Consider the following 24,908-nt stretch of genomic DNA (forward strand, 5'->3'; position numbering starts at 1 on the left):
TCACTTCTGCATCGTTGCCTGGTTGGCAACGCCAAAGCGGATGACGTTGATCGTCTCACCGCGTCTTTGGTGGTTGTCTTCGATCCTGACGTCGTTCCCGTTGTTGTCGGCGATGCTGCGCAGCGCCAGCGACAGGACGCCGCTCTGGCGCGCGCGCGCCAGCGTCTCGGTCTGGTCAGGCTTCAGCTCCAGCGTCACCGTCTTGCCGATCAGTGCGTTGGTGCCGTCCTTCTCCTTCGGCGCCTGGTCGATCGCAAGGACGCGGATATTGGTCAGGATGACCTCGGAATTGACGATGTCGGCGCCGTTGCGGTCGGGATTCTTGTCCCGCTTCGACAGCAGGACGTCGACCCGGTCATTCGGCAGGATGAAGCCGCCGGCACCGGTCTCGGGAGAGATTTCAGTCGATACCGCCCGCATGCCGGTCGGCAGGATCGCGGCCATGAAGCCGCTTCCGTCGGCCTTGACGAGCTTCTGCTCGCGGATCGGCTCGCCCTGGATGAACGGGGCGCGCGCGATCGAGCCGGTGACGTCCTTGATGGCGTCGGCGTGGCTGTCCTTGCGCATGAAGCTGGCGCTGGCGGTCGCCGCCGGCCAGGTCTGCCACTGCAGATCTTCGGCCTTCACTGCCTGGCCGAGGCCGATGTCCGAGCGCGCGACCAGGATGTCGACGGTCGGCAGCTGCGCAACTGGCGGAGGAGCCGCCGGCTTGTCGTCGCTTCCGCTCGCCAAATAAAGCGCCGCAAGGCCGGCGCAGCCTGCAATTGCCAGGACCAGAATGCGGGCCTTATCCATTACGCTTCACTTTCCACATGACGCCGCGACGCTGCCGCCGCCGTGATGGGAGTTGACCAGCTATTCGTCAAAGCATGGTTAATGAGGCGTATCTAAATCGCCTTAACGGGCGGTTACCGCTGCTTTCTCAGCGCATGGCGAAGTGCGCGAGATCGATCGTCTTGATCCAGTCCGTCTCGGGATAGATCAGGAGGGCGCCGAGGGCGAGTGCGATGCCGTAGGGAATTCCGGTCTGCTTGTCGTGCAGGCGGCTGAGCCAGGCCTGGGACGCGAGCGGGTAGGGCAGTGGCCATTGCCGCAGCTGCAGCAAGAGCACGGTCAGCGCACCGCCGAACAGCGAGGCAAAGACCAGATAGGGCAGCAGGTGCTCGAACCCGAACCACAGGCTGGCCGCGGCCGCGACCTTGGCGTCTCCGCCGCCGACCCAGCCCATCGCGAACATGCCGAACGCCACCACCAGAACCAGCGCGCCTGCGCCGGCATGGGTGAGCATCTCGTGGACGCCCATCCCGGTCAGCGGCGCCAGGACAAAGAAACCCGCGACCAGCGCCAGCGAAATCCGGTTCGGGATCGTCATGGTCAGGAGATCGCTCGCCGCCGCAAAGGCCATCAGGGCCGGAAACAGCATCAAGCGTGCGATGTCGAGGATCATGAATTCATGCCGTCAAGCTGGAGCTGCGGTCGAGACCCGACGCTAGCGGCCAATGGTGAACAATCGGAAAAGGATTGCCGGCACCTTCAACAGAGGCTGCCGATCGGCCCCCCCGAAAAATAGCAAAGGTCCCGGGATTGCCGGGACCTTTGATGCGAATTCGTCGAAGCCGGCTTACTTCAGCGAGCCCGAGATCGAGTTGAAGGTACCCGAGAGCTTCGTGCCGACGCCGTTGACTGCAGCGATGATCGCGATGGCGATACCGGTGGCGATCAGGCCGTACTCGATGGCGGTCGCGCCCGATTCGTCCTTCACGAAGCGCGAAACGAGGTTCTTCATAAAATCACTCCTGTGTACACGTGGCTGGTCGAACTAGATTTGGTCTCGCCGGCGTTCTCAGCACCGTGACCATTGCGGGACCCTAGTGTTGGACGATTTCGGCGCAGTTAATTTGATCGCATAAACTCTGCGGGAACCCGCTGATGTTGCGCACAGTAAATTTGGCATTAAACGGTCCGCTAAAATTGCGGATTGTTGCTGCGACCAGACATCCGGCGCCTATTCACGGCTCCTTAAGCGCACATCTATACCCATGGGGCTTCCGTAGTATGAGGCTGCCATGTCCACCCTTCCGATCGAAGTCATCGAGATGCTCGGCCAGACGATGATGAGGGTGGTGCCGATCACGATCGGCCTCGCGCTGTTCTTCACGGTGCTGACCCACTTCTGGGCCTGCAATCCCGGCAAGCCGTGGTGGCAGAAGCGCGAGCTGGTCACGGACATCTGCTACTGGTTCTTCGTGCCGGTATTCGCCCGCGTGCTGCGGATCGGGCTGCTGGTGGTGGGCGCGGCCGCGGTGTTCGATGTGCACGGTGCCGACGAGCTGATCTCGTTCTACGAGAACGGACACGGCCCGCTGGCGCAGCTGCCGCTCTGGCTGCAATCGATCATCTTCCTGGTCGCCTCCGACTTCATGCTGTATTGGCTGCACCGGATGTTTCACGGCGGCGGCTTCTGGAAGTACCACGCCATTCATCATTCCTCCGAGGATCTCGAATGGATCTCGGCGGCGCGCTTCCATCCCGTCAATCTGCTGATCGGCACGATCTCGGTCGACGTGATCCTGTTGATCGCCGGCATCTCGCCGAACATCATGCTGTGGGTCGGTCCCTTCACCACATTCCATTCCGCCTTCGTGCACGCCAACCTGAACTGGACGCTCGGCCCGTTCAAATATGTGATCGCCACGCCGGTGTTCCATCGCTGGCATCACACCGCGCTCGAGGAGGGTGGCGACACCAATTTCGCGGGCACGTTTCCGCTCTGGGACATTCTGTTCGGGACATTCCGCATGCCCGAAGGCAAGCTTCCGGATGATTACGGCGTCGACGCCGAGCAGGGCGTGCCGGCCGAGATCGGCGGACAGCTGGCCTATCCGTTCCGTCATTGACCGGACTGTGCGCGCATGAGTGCGGAGACCGCAACCATCCCACAGGCGCGGGCCTCGGTGTTCGCCGAAGTCCCGGCCTGGTTCTGGATGGCGTGCGGCGTTTATGCGCTGCTGCTGATCGTCGGCGACAGGCTGCTCGCCGATTCCGACACCTACTGGCAGATTGCCGTCGGCCGGTGGATCCTCGACCACCGCGCATTGCCGTCGGTCGATATCTATTCCTTCACCAAGGCGGGTGAGCCTTGGGTGTCGTCGTCCTGGCTGGCGCAGGTCCTGTTCGCGAAGGCCTACGACCTTGCCGGGTGGACCGGGCCTGCGGTGCTGGCCGCGGCCTGCGGTGCCGCCACCTTCGCGCTGCTCACCGCCATCCTCGGCCGTGCGCTGCCGGCAATCCATGCGAGCCTGATCGCGCTGGCGGCGCTGGTGTTGACCTGCGGGCATCTGCTGGCCCGTCCGCATGTGCTTGCGCTGCCGATCATGATGGTCTGGGCGAACGGCCTGATGGTCGTCAGCGAACGCCGCGAGGCCCCCTCGTTCTGGCTGCTGCCGCTGATCGCGCTCTGGGCCAATCTGCATGGCGGCTTTCTGTTTGGCCTGGTGCTGGCCGGCGCCTTCGCGCTCGATGCGCTGTGGAATGCCGCGCCGGCGCAAAGATTGCCGCTGGCGCTGCGCTGGGCCGCATTCGGCCTCGGCGCGCTGGCCGCGTGCAGCGTGACGCCCTATGGCTGGGGACGATCCTCGCCTCGCTGAAGATTCTCAGCCTCGGTGAACTGCTGCATCTCATCACGGAGTGGATGCCGGCGAGTTTCAGCCACGTCGATGCGTTCGAGCTGGCCATTCTCGGCCTGATCGGCGGGGCGCTCTATTGCGGGGTGAAGCTGCCGCTGCCGCGGATCGCCCTGGCGCTGGGCCTGCTGCACATGGCGCTATCCCATGTCAGGAATCTCGAGCTCTTCGCCCTGCTGTTGCCGCTGGCTGTGCTGACGCCGGTGGCAACCCAGTTCGGCCTGCGTGCCGCAAGCGTGGTCCGGCTGAAGGCCACGCCGGCCGTGATGCTGATCGCCGTGCTCTGCGCCGCGACCTGGTTCATCGCGGCGCGTCGGGACATGTCGCCGCCGACGATCCATTCGCCCGCTGCCGCCGTCGACGCGCTGAAGGCGCACCACGTGCAGCGCGTGCTCAATGATCTGCAGTTCGGCGGCTATCTGATCTGGCGCCAGGTGCCGGTGTTCGTCGACGGCCGCGCCGAGCTTTACGGCGAGAGCTTCGAGATGGCCTATTATCGTGCGCTCCAGCTCAAGGACGTCAACGGCTTCCTCGACCTGCTCAAGACCTACAGGATCGATGCGGTGATGCTCGATCCGGCAACGCCCGCCTCCAAGTTTCTCGATCACATCGATGGATGGCAGCGCCTCTACGCGGACGATCGCGTGGTGGTGCATGTGCGTGGTGCCGGCTAGGCGGCGCGGCGGCGTTTTTCCGCGGGATCACCGGGCCGTTGGCCGATCCGTTCCGGAAGTCGTGACATCCGCGCAATTCAGCGGTCGATTTTTGCTCTTCTTAAATGAATTGCCGTCAGATTTGCCTGTGTCGGGCGCCGGTCCGCTGCGTATCGCTTTTTGCCGGCTTGTTAACGTCCCGGGGTAAGGTATGTCGTTTCAATTCCAGCGTATTGGCGCCGTCGCGCGCATTGGACTCATCTCGCTGGCCGCAGCCGTTCTGCTGTGGCCCGCATTCGCAACGGCCGCGCCGGATCCGGACCGGATTGCGGTCAATGTCGATCAGGCCAAGCTCGTCAAGCTGCCCGGCGGCATTTCCACCATCGTGGTCGGCAACCCGCTGATCGCCGACGTCACCCTGCAGAATGGCGGCGTTGTCGTCGTGACCGGCAAGGGCTACGGCGCGACCAACTTCATCGCACTCGACCGCACCGGCCAGGTGCTGGTGGATCGCCAGATCCAAGTCGAAGGTCCGACCGACCAGCTTGTCACCGTCTATCGCGGCGTCGATCGCGAGACCTACAGCTGCATGCCGGTCTGCCAGCGTCGCATCACCCTCGGCGACGGCGAGACCTACTTCAAGTCGACCATGGACCAGGCTGGCTCGCTCAACAGCCAGGCCTCCGGCTCGGGCGCGGCCGCGAAGCCGCAGAACTAGCGCGTGTCCGCGCCAGCGCTTCGCACGCCGGGGCAGCCGCCTGCCGCAGGCGGTTCATCCGACATGGTTAAGAAAGGCCTGACGGATCGGGTCGCCCTGTCTCGATCGGGCGAAATACTTCGACAATGAAGTTCTGGGTAGTTGTTGCCGCTATGTTGATCCGGGTCGTTGATGCCGCTACCCGCTCATTCTTTCACGCGCCTCCTCCATCGCTTTCGCAGAAACCGCCGTGGCGCGACCGCGGTCGAATTCGCGATGGTCGCGCCGCTGTTTTTCGGACTGCTGTTCGCGATCATCGAAGTGGCGATGATCTTCTTTGCGAGCCAGGTGCTGGAGACGGTGACGCAGGATTCTGCGCGCATGATCATGACCGGTCAGGCGCAGGGCGCAAGCTATACCCAGCAGCAGTTCAAGGACTACGTCTGCGGCCAGGTCAACCCGCTGTTCGATTGCGCCAATGGCATATCGGTCGACGTGCGCAGCTACCCCGCGGCGACGGGCTTCAGCAGCGTCAACATCGCGCCTCCAATCGATTCCAACAACGCATTCATTCCGACCATGAAATGGTGTCCCGGCAAGGACGGCGACGTCGTGGTGGTCCGGCTGTTCTATCAGTGGCCGCTGTTCGTCACCAAGCTTGGCTTCAATGTCGCCAACCTCGCCAATGGCAAGCGGCTGCTGACCGCGACCGCGACATTCAAGAACGAGCCATCAGGGACCGCCGGGGCGACATGCTCATGAGCAACGTCATGAAAACCCAGGCAGCGGCCTTGCTGCGCTCCGTCGTGGCCCTGTGCAATGACCGCCGGGGCCTTGCCGCCGTCGAGTTCGCTTTCGTCCTGCCGCTGATGCTGGTGCTGTTCTTCGGCACCGTCGAGTTTTCATCCGGTGTCGCGGTCGACCGCAAGGTCACGCTTATGGCGCGCGCCGCGTCGGACCTGACCTCGCAGTCGACGCAGGTGGTGGATGCCGACCTGCAGAACTTCTTCAGTGCCAGCGTCGGCATCATGACGCCGTACGATCCGACGCCGACCAAGGTCACGTTGTCGGAAATCTACGTCGATGCCTCGAAGGTCGCGCGGATCCAGTGGAGCAAGGCGGGGGTGATGGCCACGGGCGCCACCCAGGCCACATTGACGGCCTCGAGCCGCAGCCAGGGTGATGTCGTGACCAGCGTCGTTCCGGCGGCGCTGCTGGTTGCGGGCACATCTGATCTTCAGCGAAGTCAGCTACAAATACGTTCCGACGGTCGGCTATGTGATGGCCAAGAGCGGCATCAATCTCACCGATGTCGCCTTCACAAGGCCGCGGCAGTCGGTTTGCGTGTTCTATGCCCCGACGTCCGCCACCATGCCGACGACCTGCTCAACCTATTAGAGCTTTCGAACGACGCGGACGCCGGTTGGCAATCCAGACAAAAAGGGCCGCACCCGAAGGTGCGGCCCTTGATGCTTTAGCGACAATTTCCTGGAGCTTCGCGCTCCCGGAAATCGGCTTATCCGGCGGCGCGCAGATTGTCGGCCGAGGATTTGCCGGAACGGCGGTCAGCCACGATCTCGTAGGAGATCTTCTGGCCTTCACGCAGAGTGCCAAGGCCGGCGCGCTCGACTGCACTGATGTGCACGAACACGTCGTTCCCGCCTTCATCCGGCTGGATGAAGCCGTAGCCCTTGGTCGCGTTAAACCACTTCACGGTTCCCATGCTCACGTGGGTAGTCCCTTCTCAGATATACAAGTTCAAGACCCGCTGATCGGCGGGGTGGTGAGATCGAATTTTTGGAAGGGTCGTCAGCGTCTGAACCGGCTGTACCGGTATTGGCTAATGTCGTCCGGCCGAAAATCGATGGGTAGGATATTATTCGATAGAAGGCTTCAAAACAATCCTGAAAACAATCCTGACGTGCGCGATTTTTTGGCCGGCGCAGCCGCCGGCCAATTGTGCGCAGGACATCAGGACGTCATGCCCGCAGCGGTTGCAATACCCCGCTTATCGGCGGCGGAACTGGCCGCCGCGCTGGGCTCCGCCCCGCGGCGGGCCGCCCGGCGCGCCGCTCGGACGTTCGTCCTTGTGTCGGAAGATCAGGCGCCCCTTTTCGAGATCGTAGGGCGACATTTCGATCGTAACACGGTCGCCGGCCAGCGTCTTGATGCGGTTTTTCTTCATCTTGCCGGCGGTGTAGGCGACGATCTCGTGCCCGGCATCGAGTTGCACCCGGTAACGAGCGTCGGGGAGGATTTCGGTCACCAGTCCTTCGAACTGGATCAGCTCTTCCTTAGCCATATGTTTCTCCAGATCGAGCGACGGCTAGTGCTTCGGTCGGTTGTTGCGGTTGGATTGCGGATTCGGCCGGCTCTCGCGATGCAAGAAGGCGACGCCCTGAATGCCTTCGCTGTTGCCGGCCTGCGACGGACGCGGCGACTCGCCCCGGCTCGTCTGCGGCGCGCCATTATTACCACCTCGACGGCGGCGGCGGCGAGGGCCTTTTGCGCCCGGAGCGGCCTCATTCCCACGGACATTATGCGCACGGGGCGCAGAGCGGCCGCCCCGGTGCGGGTGGGTGGCCTGCGCCGGCCCGGCGGCCTCGCGGCCGCCAGAGGAGCTGCCTTGTGTGCGGCGGTCTTCCCGCGGCACGGTAATCCGGATCAGCCGCTCGATATCGCGCAGATAGCCCATCTCCTCGGCACCGGCGATCAGCGAGATCGCGACGCCGTCGGCGCCGGCGCGCGCCGTGCGGCCGATGCGGTGGACGTAGGTCTCCGGGATATTGGGCAGGTCGAAATTCACCACGTGGCTGACGCCGTCGACGTCGATGCCGCGGGCGGCGATATCGGTCGCCACCAGCGTGCGGATCTCGCCGGAACGGAACGCCGCCAGCGTGCGCTCGCGGTGGTTCTGCGACTTGTTGCCGTGGATCGCATTGGCCTCGATGCCGGCCTTGGCAAGGCTTTTCACCACCTTGTCGGCGCCGTGCTTGGTGCGGGTGAAGACCAGGGCGCGGTTGACCGGCTCCTGCTTCAGCAACTGGGCGAGAACCGTCGGCTTGGCCGCGAAATCGACCTGGATCGCGCGCTGGGCGATGCGATCCACCGTCGAGGCCACCGGCGTCACCGCCACGCGGGCCGGGTCGCGCAGCATCGCCTCGGCGAGCTCGGCGATGTCCTTGGGCATGGTGGCCGAGAAGAACAGCGTCTGGCGCCGGATCGGCAGCTTGGCGACGATTTTCCGGATGTCGTTGATGAACCCCATGTCGAGCATGCGGTCGGCTTCATCGAGCACCAGGAACTCGACTTGGTTGAGCTTCAGGCCGTTGCTCTGCACGAGATCGAGCAGGCGGCCGGGGGTGGCGACCAGCACCTCGACGCCCTGCATCAGGGAACGGACCTGGCGGCCCATCGGCACGCCGCCGATGGCGAGCGTCGAGGACAGCCGGATGTGGCGGCCATAGGTGTTGAAACTGTCGAGGATCTGCCCGGATAGTTCGCGGGTCGGCGAGAGCACCAGCACGCGGCAGCTCTTGGGCTGCGGGCGCACGCGGTTCTCGAGCAGCCGGTGCAGGATCGGCAGCGCGAAGGAGGCGGTCTTGCCGGTGCCGGTCTGGGCGATGCCGACGACGTCGCGGCCGGCAAGGGCTAGCGGGATGGTCTGGGCCTGGATGGGGGTCGGCGTGAGATAATTTTCTTCTCGGAGCGCGCGGGCGATGGGATCGGCGAGGCCGAAATCCTGAAAGGAGGTCAAAAGGTGGTTCTTTCCATAAAAGCCGTCGTCGTCCCGGCCCATATCGGCCGGAAGCGTGTGAAGGCATTCGGGGACACCCGCGTGTCTGGGGCGTCAAGCTGGGTTAGCTGGAAGGCGAGCCAGAAGCCGCTTGGGGCAGCTTGAACACGCAGCTCGCGAAGGCACCGCGATGTCGCGGGCATGGCGAGGATATGGACCAGGAACTGGGCGGTTTCAAGATGAGATTGCCGTCTTTGGTGCCCGGAGTTCGCTGAACCATCGCGCAAACTGTCACAAATCGATGCCGGAAATTTAGCCAAGGCGGCGATTTTGCCTAAAAGATAGTCTGATTGCTCTTTCGGCAGTCAAGTTGCCGGCTCAATGATTGGGCAGTCGGCTTCCGTATTTGCCCGGAACCGATGAAATTATCCAGCCGGTTCATCGGCTTACGGGGTCTGCGTACCGTGGCACAGTTCTTGCGATTCCCTTAACCGCAGGCGGCCAAGCGGCCGTTTCGCAAGCGTTCACGCCTGCGTCAGGGAGACGACATTTCATGCTTACTCAGCTTTCTCACAAAATAACGACGATGACCCGCCGCCGCGCGCTCGCGGCGACGGCCGGCCTGGTTTTGGGTCTGGCTGCGTCCTCGTCCCTCGCGCCCGCGCAAGCGGCCGACGACACCATCAAGGTTGGCATCCTTCACTCGCTGTCGGGCACCATGGCCATCAGCGAAACCACGCTGAAGGACACGATCCTTTTCCTGATCGACGAGCAGAACAAGAAGGGCGGCGTGCTCGGCAAGAAGCTCGAGCCCGTCGTGGTCGACCCCGCCTCGAACTGGCCGCTGTTCGCCGAAAAGGCCCGCGAGCTGATCACCAAGGACAAGGTCGCGGTCGTGTTCGGCTGCTGGACCTCGGTGTCGCGCAAATCCGTGCTCCCGGTGTTCAAGGAGCTGAACAACATCCTGTTCTATCCGGTGCAGTATGAGGGCGAGGAGTCCGAGCGCAACGTGTTCTACACCGGCGCCGCGCCGAACCAGCAGGCGATCCCGGCGGTCGACTATCTGATGAAGGAAGAGAAGGTGAAGCGCTGGGTGCTGGCCGGCACCGACTACGTCTATCCGCGCACCACCAACAAGATCCTGGAAGCCTATCTGAAGTCGAAGGGCGTCGCCCAGGACGACATCATGATCAACTACACGCCGTTCGGTCACTCCGACTGGCAGACGATCGTGGCCGACATCAAGAAGTTCGGCTCGGCCGGCAAGAAGACCGCGGTGGTCTCCACCATCAACGGCGACGCCAACGTTCCGTTCTACAAGGAGCTCGGCAACCAGGGCATCAAGGCGACCGAGATCCCGGTGGTCGCGTTCTCGGTCGGCGAAGAAGAGCTCGCCGGCATCGACACCAAGCCGCTGCTCGGCCATCTCGCCGCCTGGAACTACTTCGAGTCGATCAAGACCCCGGCGAACGAGAAGTTCATCAAGGAGTGGCAGGCCTACACCAAGAATCCGAAGCGCGTGACCAACGATCCGATGGAAGCGCACTACATCGGCTTCAACATGTGGGTGAAGGCGGTCGAGAAGGTGAAGTCGACCGATCCGGACAAGGTGATCGATGCGCTTCCCGGCATCGAGGCGCCGAACCTGACCGGCGGCACCTCGCAGATGCTGCCGAACCACCACATCACCAAGCCGGTGTTCATCGGCGAGATCAAGGGCAACGGCCAGTTCGACGTGGTCTGGAAGACCCCGGGCCTGGTGGCCGGCGACGCCTGGTCGAAGGAGCTCGAGGGCTCCAAGGACCTGATCGGCGATTGGGTCGGCAAGAAGTGCGGCAACTTCAACACCAAGACCAACAAGTGCGGCGGCCAGGGCTCCTGACAACCAGGCTCCTGAGCTCCTGACCTGAACAACGACACAACACAACCATCCAAGAACCTGGAGAAGGCGGCACAACTCGCCGCCTTCTCCTCACACTCCTGCCGGGGTACTGACGTGTTCGCCAATTGTATTGATCGTTTTCGTGCGCTGTTTCTCTCGATCGTGCTGCTGAGCTGCCTCACAGTGCCGGCGCTGGCCGGTCCGTTCGAGGATTCGGTCGCCAAATTCGCCAATGACGAGTTCTCCGACACCGAGGCTGCGATCGGCGAGGTCGCCGCGTCGGGCAATGCGCTGGCCTCGCCCATCATCAGCGCACTCCAGGACGGCCGGCTCTCGGCCGATCCCGACAGCAAGAAGGTCTTCATCACGCGGACCGACGGCAAGATTGTCGACGCCGCCACCGGTGCTGCCGTCGACAAGCTGCCCGACAACGCCGCCGCCGTCCGCCTCAACAACCGCCTGCGTCGCACCGTGGAGGCCACGCTCGGCGGCCTGACGCTGCTGTCGCCGGATCCGGCCAAGCGCCTTGCCGCCGCGCAGTCAGTGTTCAAGAGCCACGAGGAGAATGTGCTGCCGACGGTGGAGAGCGCGCTCGCCAAGGAGAGCGTCAAGTCGGTCAAGCAGGCCTTCGCCGAGGCACGCGCCGCTATCATCCTGTTCAAGTCGGACGCATCCGACAGCGATAAGCTCGACGCCGTCGCCGTGGTCAAGGCGCGCGGCGATCAGGAGGCGCTGGCGCTGCTCACCGGCCTCGGCGCCGACCAGCCGCCGCTGGTCGCCAACGCGGCCGCGAGCGCGGTGTCCTCGATCCAGAGCAATCTGGCGATGTGGTCGATGGTGCAGAATGCCTGGTACGGCCTGTCACTCGGCTCGGTGCTGCTGCTCGCCGCGATCGGGCTTGCCATCACCTTCGGCGTGATGGGCGTCATCAACATGGCGCATGGCGAGATGGTGATGCTGGGCGCTTACACCACCTTCGTGGTGCAGGAGTTGATCCGCACCCGCTATCCCGCGCTGTTCGATTATTCGCTGCTGATCGCGGTGCCGCTCGCCTTCCTGGTCGCAGGCTTCATCGGCGTGCTGATCGAACGCACCATCATCCGCTTCCTCTACGGCCGTCCGCTGGAGACGCTGCTCGCGACCTGGGGCCTGTCGCTGGTGCTGCAGCAGGCGGTGCGCACCGCGTTCGGCCCGACCAACCGCGAGGTCGGCAACCCCTCGTGGATGAGCGGTGCGTTCGAGCTCGGCCAGATCACCATCACCTATAACCGGCTCTGGATCCTCTGCTTCACGCTCGCGGTGTTCGCCATCCTGCTGGCGATGCTGCGCTACACCGCACTCGGCCTCGAGATGCGCGCGGTGACCCAGAACCGCCGCATGGCGGCCTCGATGGGGATCGCCACCTCGCGCGTCGACGCGCTGACCTTCGGCCTCGGCTCGGGGATCGCCGGCATTGCCGGCGTGGCGCTGTCGCAGATCGACAATGTCAGCCCGAATCTCGGCCAGAGCTACATCATCGACAGCTTCATGGTCGTGGTGTTCGGCGGCGTCGGCAATCTCTGGGGCACGCTGGTCGGCGCCTTCACGCTCGGCATCGCCAACAAATTCCTCGAGCCTGTCGCGGGCGCGGTGCTCGGCAAGATCGCGATCCTGGTGCTGATCATCCTGTTCATCCAGAAGCGGCCGCGCGGCCTGTTCGCGCTCAAGGGTCGGGCGGTGGAAGCATGACGCCGCACATCCTCACCCGTTCGCTCGACCGCGCGGCGACCGCGTTCGTCCTGATCGTCGCCGCGATCGGCGTGCTGATCCCGTTGTCGAACCTGCTGCTGCCGCAGGGCTCGATGTTCCAGGTGCCGACCTATCTGGTCGCGCTGTGGGGCGAATATGTCTGCTACGCCATCCTCGCGCTCTCGATCGATCTGATCTGGGGCTATTGCGGCATCCTCTCGCTCGGCCACGGCGCGTTCTTCGCGCTCGGCGGTTACGCGATGGGCATGTACCTAATGCGCCAGATCGGCAGCCGCGGCGTCTACGGCAACCCGATCCTGCCCGACTTCATGGTGTTCCTGAACTGGAGCAAGCTGCCCTGGTACTGGTACGGCTTCGACAAGTTCTGGTTCGCCGCGCTGATGGTGCTGCTGGTGCCGGGTCTGCTCGCCTTCTGCTTCGGCTGGCTCGCCTTCCGCTCGCGCGTCACCGGCGTGTATCTGTCGATCATCACGCAGGCGATGACCTATGCGCTGCTGCTGGCGTTCTTCCGCAACGATTTCGGCTTCGGCGGCAATAACGGGCTGACCGACTTCAAGGACATCATCGGCTTCAACGTGCAGGCCGAAGGCACCCGCGCGGCGCTGTTCCTGCTGAGCTGCCTTGCGCTGATCATCGCGTTCCTGATCTGCCGCGCGATCGTGACCTCGAAGCTCGGCAAGGTCCTGATCGCAGTACGTGACGCCGAAAGCCGGACCCGTTTCCTTGGCTATCGTGTCGAATCCTACAAGCTGTTCGTGTTCACGCTGTCGGCCTGCATGGCCGGCGTCGCCGGTGCGCTGTACGTGCCGCAGGTCGGCATCATCAATCCCAGTGAGTTCGCACCCGCCAACTCGATCGAGGCGGTGATCTGGGTCGCGGTCGGCGGCCGCGGCACGCTGGTCGGCGCGGCGCTCGGCGCAGTCGTCGTCAACTACGCCAAGACGTTCTTCACCTCGGGGCCGCTCGCGCCGTACTGGTTGTTCATGCTGGGCGCGCTGTTCATCCTGGTCACGCTGCTGTTGCCCAAGGGCATCGTCGGCACCTTCAACGCCTGGTGGGAGCCGCTGAAGGCGCGGCGCAGCTCACCCGACGCCGAGAGTGCCGCGCGCGAAGACGGCATCGGCGCACCGAACCCGGCGGAGTAGGCAGATGAATGTCATGGATACCCGTGCCACCTCGGCCATGCTCTACCTCGACGGCGTGCACGTCTCGTTCGACGGCTTCCACGCCATCAACAATCTGTCGCTGGCGCTCGAGCCCGGCGAGATGCGGGCCATCATCGGCCCAAACGGCGCCGGCAAGACCACGATGATGGACATCATCACCGGCAAGACCAAGCCGGACGAGGGCACCGTGCTGTTCGACGGCACCGTCGACCTGACCCGGCTCGACGAGACCCGGATCGCCGAGCTCGGTATCGGCCGCAAATTCCAGAAGCCGACGGTGTTCGAGAAGTCAGACCGTGCAGGACAATTTGCTGCTCGCGCTCAATGTCGATCATTCCGTGCGCGGCACGCTGTTCTGGCGCGGCAGCAAGGCCGAGTCCGAGCGCATCGACAAGGTGCTCGAGACCATCCGCCTGACCGATGCGCGCAACCGCCTCGCCGGCAGCCTGTCGCACGGCCAGAAGCAGTGGCTCGAAATCGGCATGTTGCTGGCGCAGGACCCGAAGGTGCTGCTGGTCGACGAGCCGGTCGCGGGCATGACCGACGTCGAGACCCATCTCACGGCCGAGCTCCTCAAGGAGATCAACAGGAACCACACCATCATGGTGGTCGAGCACGACATGACCTTCGTGCGCGAGCTCGGCGTCAAGGTGACCTGCCTGCATGAGGGCTCGGTGCTCGCCGAAGGTTCGATCGACCAGGTGTCGTCGAACGAGCGGGTGGTCGAAGTGTATCTGGGGCGCTAGGGCGATGCTGAAGATCGACAACATCAATCTCTATTACGGTGCGGCGCAGGCGCTGCGCGGCGTGTCGCTGACCGCCGAGCCGGGCAAGGTCACCTGCGTGCTCGGCCGCAACGGCGTCGGCAAGACCTCGCTGCTGCGCGCCATGGTCGGCCAGTATCCGATCGCCTCCGGCACTATCAATTTCGACGGCAAGGACATCACCGCGCTAAAGCCCTATGAGCGGGCACGTCGCGGCATCGGCTTCGTGCCGCAGGGCCGCGAGATCTTTCCGCTGCTGACGGTGGAAGAGAACCTCAAGACCGGCTTCGGTCCGCTCAAGCGCGAGGACCGCAACATCCCCGACGACGTGTTCTCGCTGTTTCCGGTGCTGGAGACCATGCTCGGCCGCCGCGGCGGCGATCTCTCCGGCGGCCAGCAGCAGCAGCTCGCGATCGGCCGCGCGCTGGTGATGCGGCCGAAGCTCCTGCTGCTCGACGAGCCGACCGAGGGCATCCAGCCCTCGATCATCAAGGATATCGGCCGCGCCATCTCCTATCTGCGCAACCTCGGCAACATCGCGATCGTGCTGGTCGAACAATATCTCGACTTTGCCTGCGAACTCGGCGACAGTTTTGCCGTGATGGACCGGGGTGCGGTGAAATATGCCTGCGACCGCGCAAGCCTCGATCCCGCCGAGATCAGCCGCCAGATGGCGCTGTGAACAGGATGTGACGCCGCCTCTTGTGGCGCGCGAAGGGAGCGTCGGGGCAATGCGGACCGGGATCGCAGGCGCGGCAGCGGCAACGTTTGCGGCAAACCGCGCCCAGGGTGCGGTCAGGTTCGGCGTGCATCTGAAAGACGGCGCCACCCGCCGCGGCGACCTGCATGAGTCCGGCTCGCTGCGCGTCCGCTTCCCATCGCCGGAGGACGACGGTCTCTCGGCCATGTTCGTCAACACCGCCGGCGGCATTGCCGGCGGGGACCGCTTCGAGATCGCGATCGCGGCCGGCGAGGGCGCGCGGCTGACGCTGACCACCGCGGCGGCTGAAAAGGTCTACCGTGCGCCCGTAGCGTTTTCGAGCGAAGTGGTTGCCGGTTCGCGTGAAGAAAACGCGTCCAAAAAAAATCAGGGCTTGGTGCGATCCGATCGGATCGCAGCATGCCCCGCGGCGGCACGGCTCGACATCGCGCTGACCGTTGCCGCAGGCGCGCATCTCGCCTGGTTGCCGCAGGAAACCATCCTGTTCGACCGTGCCCGCATTCACCGCGGCTTCGACATCGACCTTGCCGAGGGTGCCTCGTTCCTGCTTTGCGAGATCGTGGTGTTCGGCCGCGCCGCGATGGGCGAGACCATGCGCCACGGCGAGTTCGTCGACCGCTGGCGGATGCGACGCGGCGGCCGGCTGGTGTTTGCCGAGACCATCCGCCTCCACGGCGAGATCGGCGAGAAGCTCGCGCGACCCGCGATCGCGGGCGGCGGCTGCGCGATCGGCACGGCGCTGATCGTGCCGGGCGACGAGGCCCTGGTCGAGCGCATCCGCGAGGCGTCGGACAGCTTCGGCGGCGAGGTCGGCATCTCCGCCTGGAATGGCTTTGCAATGGCCCGCTTCTGTGCCCAAGATGCGGCCCGGCTGCGGGCCGACATGATGACGGTGCTCGGCCGCGCCTCCACTGTCCCGCTCCCGCGGCTGTGGCTCAACTAGGCATGATCCGGAAAAGTGGATACCGGTTTTCCGATCGGATCATGCCCAACTTAAACGTTTCAAGAACGATCAGAGTGCTCGCATGAATTTGTCTCCCCGCGAAAAGGACAAGCTCCTGGTTTCGATGGCGGCCATGGTGGCGCGCCGCCGGCTCGAGCGCGGCGTCAAGCTGAACCATCCCGAAGCCGTCGCGTTGATCACCGACTTCATCGTCGAGGGCGCGCGCGACGGCCGCACCGTCGCCGAGCTGATGCAGGCCGGCGCCAAGGTCCTGACCCGCGCGCAGGTGATGGATGGGATCCCGGAGATGATCCACGACATCCAGGTCGAGGCGACATTCCCCGACGGCACCAAGCTCGTCACCGTGCACGAGCCGATCCGATAGCCACGAGCGTCATTCCGGGGCGGCCGGAACGGCCGAACCCGGAATCCAGAGATTGTTGATCGAGATTCCGAGTTCGATGCTGCGCATCGCCCCGGAATGACAGGAGAGACGAATGATCCCGGGCGAACTCTTCATCAAGGACGGCGAGATCGAGCTCAATGCCGGCCGCAAGACCGTGATGCTGTCGGTCGCCAACACCGGCGACCGTCCGATCCAGGTCGGCTCGCACTACCACTTCTTCGAAACCAATCCGGCGCTGAAATTCGACCGCAAGAAGGCCCGCGGCATGCGCCTCGACATCGCCGCCGGCACCGCCGTCCGCTTCGAACCCGGCCAAACCCGCGACGTCCAACTCGTCGCACTCGCCGGCAAGCGCGTGATCTACGGCTTCCGCGCCGCGGTGAAGGGGAAGCTGTAGTTCGACGGAGAATGGTTGGGACGATGCCTTGTAAGATGAGCACCTTGGTCGGGCTCCCTCCCCCCTTGCGGGGAGGGTTGGGGAGAGGGGTAAGCCCCGGGCTCCGGTTGAGGAAATGGCGCAATCTCTTTCAATCGACTCTGCGTGGGTTGCCGCCGTGCCACGTCCTGCAGCGGAGCAAGCGGCACCTCTCTCCCTAACCCTCTCCCGCAAGGGGAGAGGGAACCTGTCTGCCGGTGCCTCCCTCACACTCGGAGCCGGGTGAGCGATATGCCGCATACTCCGGTAAGCGACATCCAGCGCGATCGCGCCAAGCAACTCCGCCGCACGATGACGCGCGCGGAGACGTTGCTGTGGCGCCATCTGAAGGCCGATCGTCTCGCCGGTCTCAACTTTCGCCGGCAGGCGCCGATCGGCAGCTACATCGCCGATTTTGTCGCGCATGCCTGCAAGCTCGTCGTTGAGGTCGACGGCGCAAGCCATGATTTCGATGAGCGCATTCGTCACGACGAGCGACGAGATGCGTGGCTCGAGTCGCGCGGGTATCGCATACTTCGATTCACCAATGATGAGGTGCTGAAGAATTTGGAGGGAGTCGTTCTGAGCATCGCGGAAGCAGCGGAGCAAGCGGCACCCCTCTCCCTAACCCTCCCCCGCAAGGGGGAGGGAACCCTGCCGCCGATGCCTCCCTTACATCCGATGCTGATCATTCGGAGGAGTAATGATGCGACGCGGAGGAATTGTGCGGCCTAGTGAGGTGAGCACGTCATTCAGGCTCCCTCCCCCTTGCGGGGGAGGGTTGGGGAGAGGGGTATACCCCGAACTCCGGCGGAAGACGTTTTGCGATTCCCGGTCAGTAGCTGCGTCGTCAGACAAGAAGGGACATTGTAGCCTAATGCTTCCCGCTGTCCGCATGGTCTCCGAAGCTGCCGAGCTTGCCGCGCACCGTCATAACGGGATGGCGCGCAAGGGGCGGGGGAGTGAGCCTTACATCAACCATCTCGCCGAGGTCGCGAACCTGCTCGCGCAGGTGACCGATGGCGCCGATGCCGAACTGGTGGCTGCCGGCTGGCTGCACGACACCATCGAGGACACCGAGACCACGCGCGAGGAGCTCGCGCAGAAGTTCACCGCGCGCGTTGCCTCGCTGGTGGTCGAGTGCACCGATGACATGAGCCTGCCAAAGCCTGCCCGCCGGCAAAAGCAGATCGAGGATGCTCCGCACAAATCTCCCGGTGCAAAGCTCATCAAGATCGCCGACAAGATCAGCAATATCGGCGCGCGGATCGTGCCGCATCCGAGCAAGGACGAGCGCGACGATCTCGCCGACTATGCGGCCTGGGCCGACAAGGTCGTTGCCGGTTGCCGGGGCATCAATCCGCGGCTCGACCGCATTTTCGACGACACGATTGCGCGTGCCAAGGCCGCGCTGACTGAAACGGGGGCTGACATGTCCGTGAAGATCAAGCGTTCCGTCTATGCCGACATGTTCGGTCCGACCACCGGTGACAGGGTTCGGCTTGCCGACACCGATCTGATCATCGAGGTCGAGAAGGATCTCACCACCTATGGCGAGGAGGTGAAGTTCGGCGGCGGCAAGGTGATCCGCGACGGCATGGGGCAGTCGCAGGTGACCAACGCGCAAGGCGCGGCGGATACCGTGATCACCAACGCGCTGATCGTCGATCACTGGGGCATCGTGAAGGCCGACGTCGCGATCAAGGAGGGCATGATCGCGGCGATCGGCAAGGCCGGCAATCCCGACATCCAGCCCAACGTCACCATCATCATCGGCCCCGGTACCGACGTGATCGCGGGCGAGGGCAAGATCCTCACCGCCGGCGGCTTCGATAGCCACATCCATTTCATCTGCCCGCAGCAGATCGAGCACGCGCTGATGTCTGGCGTCACCTCGATGTTAGGGGGCGGCACCGGCCCCTCGCACGGCACCTTCGCCACCACCTGCACGCCCGGTCCGTGGCACATGGGGCGGATGATCCAGTCGTTCGACGCCTTCCCGGTCAACCTCGGCATCTCCGGCAAGGGCAACGCGTCGCGTCCGGCGGCGCTGGTCGAGATGATCAAGGGCGGCGCCTGCGCGCTGAAGCTGCACGAGGATTGGGGCACCACGCCGTCTGCCATCGATACCTGTCTCTCGGTGGCCGACGATTACGACGTCCAGGTGATGCTGCATTCGGACACGCTGAACGAATCCGGCTTCGTCGAGGATACGGTGAAGGCGTTCAAGGGCCGCACCATCCATGCCTTCCACACCGAGGGCGCCGGCGGCGGCCATGCGCCGGATATCATCAAGATTGCCGGGCTGAAGAACGTGCTGCCGTCCTCGACCAATCCGACCCGGCCGTTCACCCGCAATACCATCGACGAGCATCTCGACATGCTGATGGTGTGCCATCACCTCGATCCGTCGATCGCCGAAGACCTCGCCTTCGCCGAGAGCCGGATCCGCAAGGAGACCATCGCCGCCGAGGATATCCTGCACGACCTCGGCGCGCTCTCGATGATGTCGTCGGACTCGCAGGCGATGGGCCGGTTGGGTGAGGTCATCATCCGCACCTGGCAAACCGCGGACAAGATGAAGAAGCAGCGCGGGTCGCTGCCGCAGGACAAGGGCAACGACAACGACAATTTCCGCGTCAAGCGCTACATCGCCAAATACACCATCAACCCCGCGATCGCGCACGGCGTGTCGAAGCTGATCGGTTCAGTGGAGAAAGGCAAGCTCGCCGACCTCGTGCTGTGGTCGCCGGCGTTTTTCGGCGTCAAGCCGGATTGCATCATCAAGGGCGGCTCGATCGTGGCGGCGCCGATGGGCGATCCCAACGCCTCGATCCCGACGCCGCAGCCGGTGCATTACCAGCCGATGTTCGCCGCCTTCGGCAAGTCGCTCACCGCATCCTCGGTGGTGTTCACCTCGAAGGCCGCAGTCACCGGCGGTCTCGCCCGCAAGCTCGGCATCAGCAAAAAGCTCTACGCAGTGCAGAACACCCGCGGCAAGATCTCCAAGAAGAGCATGATCCACAACGACGCGACGCCCGAGATCGAGGTCGATCCCGAGACCTATGAGGTACGCGCAGACGGCGAGCTGCTGACCTGCGCGCCGGCCGAGGTCCTACCCATGGCACAGCGCTATTTTATGTTCTAAAACCCGTCCCGGTAACCAGAGCGTTTCGAGCGAAGTGGATTTCCGGTTCGCGGAAAGAAAACGCGTCAAATAATACCCAAGCCAAAACAGAAAACCGGGAGGAATTTCCGTGATTTACGTCGTTGCTACGCTGACCATCAAGCCCGAGACCCGCGCCGAATTCATCGCTGCGGCGACGGCCTGCATCAAGGAAACCCGCAAGGAGCCCGGCAACATCGCCTACGATTTGCATGAGAGCGTCACCGACCACAGCAAGATGGTGTTCGTCGAGCAGTGGGAGAACGCGGAGGCGCTGGTGCCGCATCGCACCGCCGAGCACATGAAGACGTTCGGCCGGGTCGCGGTGAAATGCATGGCCGCGCCGCCGAAGATCGAGGTGATCACGCCCGAGAAGGTCGACGTCCGCTAACGAGAAAAAGAAGGGAGATAATCCATGATCTATGTCATCGCCACCACGCCGATGAAGCCGGAGAACAAGGACGACTTCATCAAGGGGCACAAGGCCTGCACGGTCGAGACCCGCAAGGAGAAGGGCTGCATCTCCTATGACGGCAATGTCAGCGTCAACGATCCCAACCTCTATGTGGTGGTCGAGCGCTGGGAGAGCCGCGAGGATCTCAACGCCCATGCCAGGGCGCCGCACATGAAGGTATGGCGCGAATATTCCGCTAACATGAAGACCGGGCCGACGGTGATCGAGATCATCAGCGATGCCAAGGTCGAGAAGCTCTGAGGCATCGATGATCCGCGCCACCAAGCTCCTGGGACAGCACCGCTGGAAGGAAGCGCCAGCCGATACCGTCGTGCTCGATTTCGACGACCGGCACCGGCGGCGGATGGCAATGACCGGAACGCGCGGGCTCGAATTCCTGCTTGATCTCGAAAACGCCGTCGCGCTGCGCGGCGGCGATGCGCTGGTGCTGGAGGATGGCCGCCTCGTCGAGGTGGTCGCGGCTCCCGAGCCGCTCGCGGAAATCCGCGGCAGCGATCCGCATCATCTGATCCGCGTCGCCTGGCATCTCGGCAACCGCCATCTGCCGACCCAGATCATGCCGAAGGGCCTGCGCATCCGCAGGGATCACGTGATCGAGGCGATGGTGAAGGGGTTAGGGGCCCGTGTCATCGAGATCGAGGCACCGTTCGATCCCGAGGGCGGCGCCTATGCCGAGCATGCGCATGCCGACGAGCACGCGCATGGTCACACCGGGCACGATCATGCCCATAGTCATGCGCATGATCACGGTCACCACCATGGCCATGATCATGGGCCTGACCATGACCACCACCATCATCATGATGAGCATTGCGAGCATGCTCATCATCACCACGATCACTCCCATGCTCATGACCACAAATGAGCCTGATCCCGCCGTGCTGCGCGGTGGGATGGCGGAGGATGAGGCGGCCGCGCTGTACCGGCTGATGACATGGCTGTCGCCGTCCTTTCCGGTGGGGGCGTTCGCCTATTCCAGCGGCATCGAATGGGCGGTCGAGGCCGGCGACATCACGGATGCAGCGTCGCTGCGCGGCTGGCTCGCCGCGATGCTTTCCGACGGCAGCGGATTTTGCGACGCCGTGTTTCTCGCGCAGAGTTTTCGCGCGGCGTCTGAGCATAATCCTGCCGGGCTGAAGGAGATCGCCGAACTTGCCGCGGCCTTCGTGCCGTCGCGCGAGCGGCAGCTCGAGACCACGACGCAGGGGCGCGCCTTCATCGAGATCGCCCGTGCCGCCTGGAATTCGCCCGGCCTCGACGCGATGATTGCGGCTTGCGACGGCCCTGTCGTCTACCCTGTCGCGGTCGGCATCGTCAGCGCTGCACACGGCATTCGGCTTGCGCCGGCGCTGCACGCCTTCCTGCATGCCGTGCTCTCGAACTGGATTTCCGCGGGCAGCCGGCTGATCCCGCTCGGGCAGACCGACAGTCAGCGCGTGTTGGCCGGTCTCGAGCTGGTCGTTGCTGCGACCGCGGCGCGGGCCAATGCGGCCTCGCTCGACGATCTCGGCGGCGCGACCTTTCGCGCCGATCTCGCAAGCCTGCGTCACGAGACGCAATACACGAGGCTGTTCCGGTCATGATGCATCCTCCGCTGTCGTCCCTGCGAAAGCAGGGACCCATAGCCACAGGGGGTGGTTGTTGCGGATGGTGTCGGCCACTGGACCCGGTTGAGGGATCACGCGGTATGGGTCCCGGCTTTCGCCGGGACGACAATAGAGGGACTTGTTGATATGCCCACTTCCCACGGCCCACTTCGTGTCGGCGTCGGCGGCCCGGTCGGCTCCGGCAAGACCGCGCTGATGGACCTGCTCTGCAAGTCGATGCGCGAGCGCTACGACATCGCCGCGATCACCAACGACATCTACACCAAATGGGATGCCGAGTTTCTGGTGCGCTCCGGTTCGCTGACGCCGGACCGCATCGCCGGTGTCGAGACCGGCGGCTGTCCGCATACTGCGATCCGCGAGGACGCTTCGATGAATCTCGCCGCGGTCGCCGACATGCGGGCAAAATTCCCCGACCTCGATCTGGTGCTGATCGAATCCGGCGGCGACAATCTGGCGGCGACCTTCTCGCCGGAATTGGCCGATCTGACGATCTACGTCATCGACGTTGCCGCCGGCGACAAGATCCCCTCCAAGGGCGGCCCCGGCATCACGCGATCCGACCTCCTGGTGATCAACAAGATCGATCTCGCACCCCATGTCGGTGCGTCACTCGAGAAGATGGACACCGACGCCAGGCGGATGCGCGGCGAGCGGCCCTTCGTGATGACCAACCTGAAGAAGAGCGACGGCCTCGATCGCATCATCAGCTTCATCGAGACCAAGGGCGGCCTTCGGTCGCAGGGCAAGGTCAAGGCGGGTTAGGCGTTAATCATTGTGGCGGTGCGAACCCTTATCCCGTCATCCCCGCGCAAAGGCTTCGCCTTTGTGAGCCTCGAAGGATGAACGGCCACCGGTGGGCCGTTCATCCTTCGAGACGCGCTGCGCGCTCCTCAGGATGACGGTGAGGCACTTGGCTGGATGTCGCTGGCCGCCGCAAAAAAGCTGCGCAATCGCCGGAACAATTTCCAACTTTGCCGATTAGCAACCTTTGGCGCCGCCAAAGACCGCCGGGTGGCGTCGTCGTTAATGCTGCCGACCGGCTCCTGTTGCGGACCGATGATCGCTATTCCATATTCCTTTGCGGCGGGCCTTCATCGCATCCTGATTTGTCGCCGCCCTTGCAGAAGCCAGATGACTTCCGTCCCCTTTCGCCACCCCCTGATTGCCGAGTAAGCGTGTGGTTCGACTGGGCTTCATCGTTGCCTTGATTGCGCTGATCGGAGTTCTGCTCTCCGGTCTTGCCGCCTATCGGGTGCACGATCAGGAGCTCGCGATCGACGGCATCGCGCTGGCGCGGGCGATCGACGTCCATGCCAGCCTGGTGCAGGACCGCCTGACCGAGCGCGAGCTGCTGGCGCGGGTCGCCTCCGGGCTGTTCCGGGCGCCGTCGATGGTGAAGGCCAACATGCTGCAGCCGCTGCGCTCGGCGATCTACGCCTTCAAGACCGATTTCGTCGTCGCCGCCTGGATCGCGCGGCTCAAGCCGGACGAGCTCGCCGCGGCGGAGGCCGAGCTGAAGGCCAACGGCTTCACCAATCCGACGATCCGGGATTTCGACGACCAGGCGCTCGACCTCAAGGCGCTCGACAAGCCGATCAACGTGCTGATGGACGTCGAGCCGCGCAATCCGGAGACCTTGAGCATTCCGGGCCGCGCCTTCGACCGCCACTCGGTGGTGGGCCCGATGCTGGCGCGGGCGATGGCCAACGCCAAGCCGGTAGCCTCCGATCCGGTGCCGCTGTTGCGGCAGAACGGCCCGGTCGGGGTCGTGCTCGCCGCGCCGGTGTTCCAGGAGGGCGCGTCCGAGCCGGCCGGCTTCATCACCTTCTCCTATGAGCTGTCGTCGCTGATGCTGACCAACGACGACAGCTCGCTGTTCGCGGTGGCGTTGAAGGATCCGCGCGACTCCAACGACGAGTTCACCGCCAACGAGCAGGGCATCGTCACCTCGCGCGCTGTGCGCCAGGACGGCCCGCTGCCGTCGATGGTGCGCACGGTGACGTTCGGCGGCCGTGACTGGTCGCTCGACTATTACGCCAAGAGCAACGCCACGGTGCGTGCGCAGCAGACCGCGACCATCGTCGCGGCGATCGGCCTCGCGCTCACCGGCATCGTCTGCGGCCTGTTCGGCTATGTCGCCTACAACAATTTGCGCCTCAGCCGCGAGATCGAGGTCCGCATCGGATTCGAGCGCCGGTTGACCGCCGTCATCGACGAGCTCAACCATCGCGTCAAGAACATCCTCGCGGTGATCCAGTCGATCGTGACCCGCACGCTGCGGCACGGCGCCGATATCGATGTCGCACGCGAGCTCTTGATCGGGCGCATCCACGCGATGTCGAACGTCGTCACGCTGCTCAGCGAGAGCCAGTGGCAGGGTGTCAAGCTGAAGGGCCTGTTCGAATCCCGCGCGATCCCGCATGCTGACCGGATCGCGGTGAACGGTCCCGACATCACGGTCAGCGCCCGCGCCGCCCAATCGCTGTCGCTGCTGTTCTTCGAGCTCGCCTCGCATTCCGACGAAGGGCTGTCGCTGGTCGGCAAGCACCCGCACATCGTCGCCAATTGGGAGGTCGTCGGCGAGGATGCGGACTTGGTCTTTCATTTCCGCTGGGAAGAGTTCAACACCAGCCAGGCGACGCGGCGGGCCGACAGTGATTTCGGCCTGATCCTGCTCGACCGCGTCGCGCCCGAGGCGCTCGGCGGCACCGCGAAGCGCTATTTCACCGACGTCTCCTATGTCTATGAACTGACCGCGCCGATGGACACCGTCGTCGACATGACCGAGCGCGACCGCACCGAGCAGTTCTCCGCGCCGCTGCGCCCGGTGAAGAAGTAGCAG

The 24,908-nt window shown here is 64.1% G+C and carries 27 protein-coding genes and 3 pseudogenes; 24 read left to right on the forward strand and 6 right to left on the reverse strand.

What is annotated here, in order from left to right; translation table 11 throughout:
- The 3 genes from cpaB to ACSKB9_RS28440 form a co-directional block, all read right to left on the reverse strand.
- Entirely contained in the window at positions 1–795 is a 795-nt protein-coding gene (cpaB, locus tag ACSKB9_RS28430) for a Flp pilus assembly protein CpaB (RefSeq protein ID WP_438077273.1), read from the reverse strand.
- Positions 796–922: 127 nt separating this feature from the next.
- Positions 923–1,447 (reverse strand): A24 family peptidase, encoded by a 525-nt coding sequence (locus tag ACSKB9_RS28435; RefSeq protein ID WP_225161338.1) that lies wholly within the window; start codon positions 1,445–1,447, stop codon positions 923–925.
- Between the two features lie 174 nt (positions 1,448–1,621).
- Positions 1,622–1,786 carry a Flp family type IVb pilin gene (locus ACSKB9_RS28440; protein WP_016842642.1) on the reverse strand — a complete coding sequence of 55 codons (165 nt, stop codon included), beginning with the start codon at positions 1,784–1,786 and terminating at the stop codon, positions 1,622–1,624.
- Positions 1,787–2,066: 280 nt separating this feature from the next.
- Between ACSKB9_RS28440 and ACSKB9_RS28445 the strand changes: the two genes are divergently transcribed.
- The 6 genes and pseudogenes from ACSKB9_RS28445 to ACSKB9_RS28470 all read left to right on the forward strand — a co-directional run bounded on the left by ACSKB9_RS28445 (position 2,067) and on the right by ACSKB9_RS28470 (position 6,431).
- Positions 2,067–2,897, forward strand: coding sequence for a sterol desaturase family protein (locus ACSKB9_RS28445; protein WP_438077276.1), 831 nt, complete (start codon positions 2,067–2,069; stop codon positions 2,895–2,897).
- Positions 2,898–2,912: 15 nt separating this feature from the next.
- A complete protein-coding gene (locus ACSKB9_RS28450) occupies positions 2,913–3,647 on the forward strand; it encodes a hypothetical protein (protein ID WP_438077278.1) in 735 nt (244 codons plus the stop codon).
- Positions 3,602–4,357 carry a hypothetical protein gene (locus ACSKB9_RS28455; RefSeq protein WP_438077280.1) on the forward strand — a complete coding sequence of 252 codons (756 nt, stop codon included), beginning with the start codon at positions 3,602–3,604 and terminating at the stop codon, positions 4,355–4,357. The genes ACSKB9_RS28450 and ACSKB9_RS28455 overlap by 46 nt, the downstream gene beginning before the upstream one ends.
- Before the next feature lie 190 nt (positions 4,358–4,547).
- Positions 4,548–5,054, forward strand: coding sequence for a pilus assembly protein N-terminal domain-containing protein (locus tag ACSKB9_RS28460; protein ID WP_438077282.1), 507 nt, complete (start codon positions 4,548–4,550; stop codon positions 5,052–5,054).
- A gap of 171 nt (positions 5,055–5,225) precedes the next feature.
- The gene (locus ACSKB9_RS28465) at positions 5,226–5,795 is read left to right on the forward strand and encodes a TadE/TadG family type IV pilus assembly protein (RefSeq protein ID WP_438077284.1); all 570 of its coding nucleotides are present in this window, start codon (positions 5,226–5,228) and stop codon (positions 5,793–5,795) included.
- Positions 5,786–6,431 (forward strand): annotated as a pseudogene (locus tag ACSKB9_RS28470) (TadE/TadG family type IV pilus assembly protein). The gene ACSKB9_RS28465 and the pseudogene ACSKB9_RS28470 overlap by 10 nt, the downstream one beginning before the upstream one ends.
- Positions 6,432–6,549: 118 nt before the next feature.
- Here the strand turns inward: ACSKB9_RS28470 and ACSKB9_RS28475 are convergent.
- The 3 genes from ACSKB9_RS28475 to ACSKB9_RS28485 form a co-directional block, all read right to left on the reverse strand.
- Positions 6,550–6,762, reverse strand: a complete 213-nt coding sequence (locus ACSKB9_RS28475; protein WP_016842648.1) for a cold-shock protein — start codon at positions 6,760–6,762, stop codon at positions 6,550–6,552.
- A gap of 279 nt (positions 6,763–7,041) precedes the next feature.
- Positions 7,042–7,335, reverse strand: coding sequence for a translation initiation factor IF-1 (gene infA / locus ACSKB9_RS28480; RefSeq protein WP_016842649.1), 294 nt, complete (start codon positions 7,333–7,335; stop codon positions 7,042–7,044).
- A 24-nt stretch (positions 7,336–7,359) separates the two neighbouring features.
- Complete coding sequence (locus ACSKB9_RS28485; protein ID WP_430641161.1) at positions 7,360–8,832, reverse strand: DEAD/DEAH box helicase; 1,473 nt, start codon at positions 8,830–8,832, stop codon at positions 7,360–7,362.
- Positions 8,833–9,355: 523 nt separating this feature from the next.
- Between ACSKB9_RS28485 and urtA the strand changes: the two genes are divergently transcribed.
- The 18 genes and pseudogenes from urtA to ACSKB9_RS28575 all read left to right on the forward strand — a co-directional run bounded on the left by urtA (position 9,356) and on the right by ACSKB9_RS28575 (position 24,905).
- Entirely contained in the window at positions 9,356–10,651 is a 1,296-nt protein-coding gene (gene urtA / locus ACSKB9_RS28490; protein WP_438077287.1) for an urea ABC transporter substrate-binding protein, read from the forward strand.
- Positions 10,652–10,780: 129 nt separating this feature from the next.
- On the forward strand, positions 10,781–12,379 hold the full coding sequence (urtB, locus tag ACSKB9_RS28495; protein ID WP_438080432.1) for an urea ABC transporter permease subunit UrtB: 1,599 nt from the start codon (positions 10,781–10,783) through the stop codon (positions 12,377–12,379).
- Positions 12,376–13,545: an urea ABC transporter permease subunit UrtC gene (gene urtC / locus ACSKB9_RS28500; RefSeq protein ID WP_438077289.1), complete on the forward strand. Its 1,170-nt coding sequence runs from the start codon at positions 12,376–12,378 to the stop codon at positions 13,543–13,545. The genes urtB and urtC overlap by 4 nt, the downstream gene beginning before the upstream one ends.
- Positions 13,546–13,549: 4 nt before the next feature.
- Positions 13,550–14,312: pseudogene (urtD, locus tag ACSKB9_RS28505) on the forward strand (urea ABC transporter ATP-binding protein UrtD).
- 4 nt (positions 14,313–14,316) lie between these two features.
- Positions 14,317–15,012: an urea ABC transporter ATP-binding subunit UrtE gene (gene urtE / locus ACSKB9_RS28510; protein ID WP_018269603.1), complete on the forward strand. Its 696-nt coding sequence runs from the start codon at positions 14,317–14,319 to the stop codon at positions 15,010–15,012.
- Between the two features lie 49 nt (positions 15,013–15,061).
- A complete protein-coding gene (locus ACSKB9_RS28515; RefSeq protein WP_438077292.1) occupies positions 15,062–15,994 on the forward strand; it encodes an urease accessory protein UreD in 933 nt (310 codons plus the stop codon).
- A gap of 82 nt (positions 15,995–16,076) precedes the next feature.
- On the forward strand, positions 16,077–16,379 hold the full coding sequence (locus ACSKB9_RS28520) for an urease subunit gamma (RefSeq protein ID WP_028334687.1): 303 nt from the start codon (positions 16,077–16,079) through the stop codon (positions 16,377–16,379).
- A gap of 112 nt (positions 16,380–16,491) precedes the next feature.
- Positions 16,492–16,797, forward strand: a complete 306-nt coding sequence (locus ACSKB9_RS28525; RefSeq protein ID WP_438077294.1) for an urease subunit beta — start codon at positions 16,492–16,494, stop codon at positions 16,795–16,797.
- A 270-nt stretch (positions 16,798–17,067) separates the two neighbouring features.
- Positions 17,068–17,550: an endonuclease domain-containing protein gene (locus tag ACSKB9_RS28530; protein WP_438080434.1), complete on the forward strand. Its 483-nt coding sequence runs from the start codon at positions 17,068–17,070 to the stop codon at positions 17,548–17,550.
- A gap of 160 nt (positions 17,551–17,710) precedes the next feature.
- Positions 17,711–18,058 (forward strand): annotated as a pseudogene (locus tag ACSKB9_RS28535) (HD domain-containing protein); the annotation flags it as partial.
- A 189-nt stretch (positions 18,059–18,247) separates the two neighbouring features.
- Positions 18,248–19,963: an urease subunit alpha gene (ureC, locus tag ACSKB9_RS28540; protein ID WP_438080435.1), complete on the forward strand. Its 1,716-nt coding sequence runs from the start codon at positions 18,248–18,250 to the stop codon at positions 19,961–19,963.
- Between the two features lie 109 nt (positions 19,964–20,072).
- Positions 20,073–20,372 carry a putative quinol monooxygenase gene (locus ACSKB9_RS28545; RefSeq protein WP_024581875.1) on the forward strand — a complete coding sequence of 100 codons (300 nt, stop codon included), beginning with the start codon at positions 20,073–20,075 and terminating at the stop codon, positions 20,370–20,372.
- Positions 20,373–20,396: 24 nt separating this feature from the next.
- Positions 20,397–20,696 carry a putative quinol monooxygenase gene (locus ACSKB9_RS28550; RefSeq protein ID WP_016847276.1) on the forward strand — a complete coding sequence of 100 codons (300 nt, stop codon included), beginning with the start codon at positions 20,397–20,399 and terminating at the stop codon, positions 20,694–20,696.
- 7 nt (positions 20,697–20,703) lie between these two features.
- The gene (locus tag ACSKB9_RS28555) at positions 20,704–21,321 is read left to right on the forward strand and encodes an urease accessory protein UreE (RefSeq protein ID WP_438077297.1); all 618 of its coding nucleotides are present in this window, start codon (positions 20,704–20,706) and stop codon (positions 21,319–21,321) included.
- Entirely contained in the window at positions 21,302–22,039 is a 738-nt protein-coding gene (locus tag ACSKB9_RS28560; RefSeq protein ID WP_438080437.1) for an urease accessory protein UreF, read from the forward strand. The genes ACSKB9_RS28555 and ACSKB9_RS28560 overlap by 20 nt, the downstream gene beginning before the upstream one ends.
- 150 nt (positions 22,040–22,189) lie before the next feature.
- Positions 22,190–22,828 (forward strand): urease accessory protein UreG, encoded by a 639-nt coding sequence (gene ureG / locus ACSKB9_RS28565; RefSeq protein WP_028334695.1) that lies wholly within the window; start codon positions 22,190–22,192, stop codon positions 22,826–22,828.
- A gap of 156 nt (positions 22,829–22,984) precedes the next feature.
- Positions 22,985–23,239 carry a hypothetical protein gene (locus ACSKB9_RS28570; protein WP_316395951.1) on the forward strand — a complete coding sequence of 85 codons (255 nt, stop codon included), beginning with the start codon at positions 22,985–22,987 and terminating at the stop codon, positions 23,237–23,239.
- A gap of 4 nt (positions 23,240–23,243) precedes the next feature.
- Positions 23,244–24,905 (forward strand): CHASE domain-containing protein, encoded by a 1,662-nt coding sequence (locus ACSKB9_RS28575; RefSeq protein WP_225161328.1) that lies wholly within the window; start codon positions 23,244–23,246, stop codon positions 24,903–24,905.
- Positions 24,906–24,908: the final 3 nt, after the last annotated feature.

This window comes from Bradyrhizobium sp. BR 1433 (genome assembly GCF_051547665.1).
GTDB lineage: Bacteria > Pseudomonadota > Alphaproteobacteria > Rhizobiales > Xanthobacteraceae > Bradyrhizobium > Bradyrhizobium australafricanum.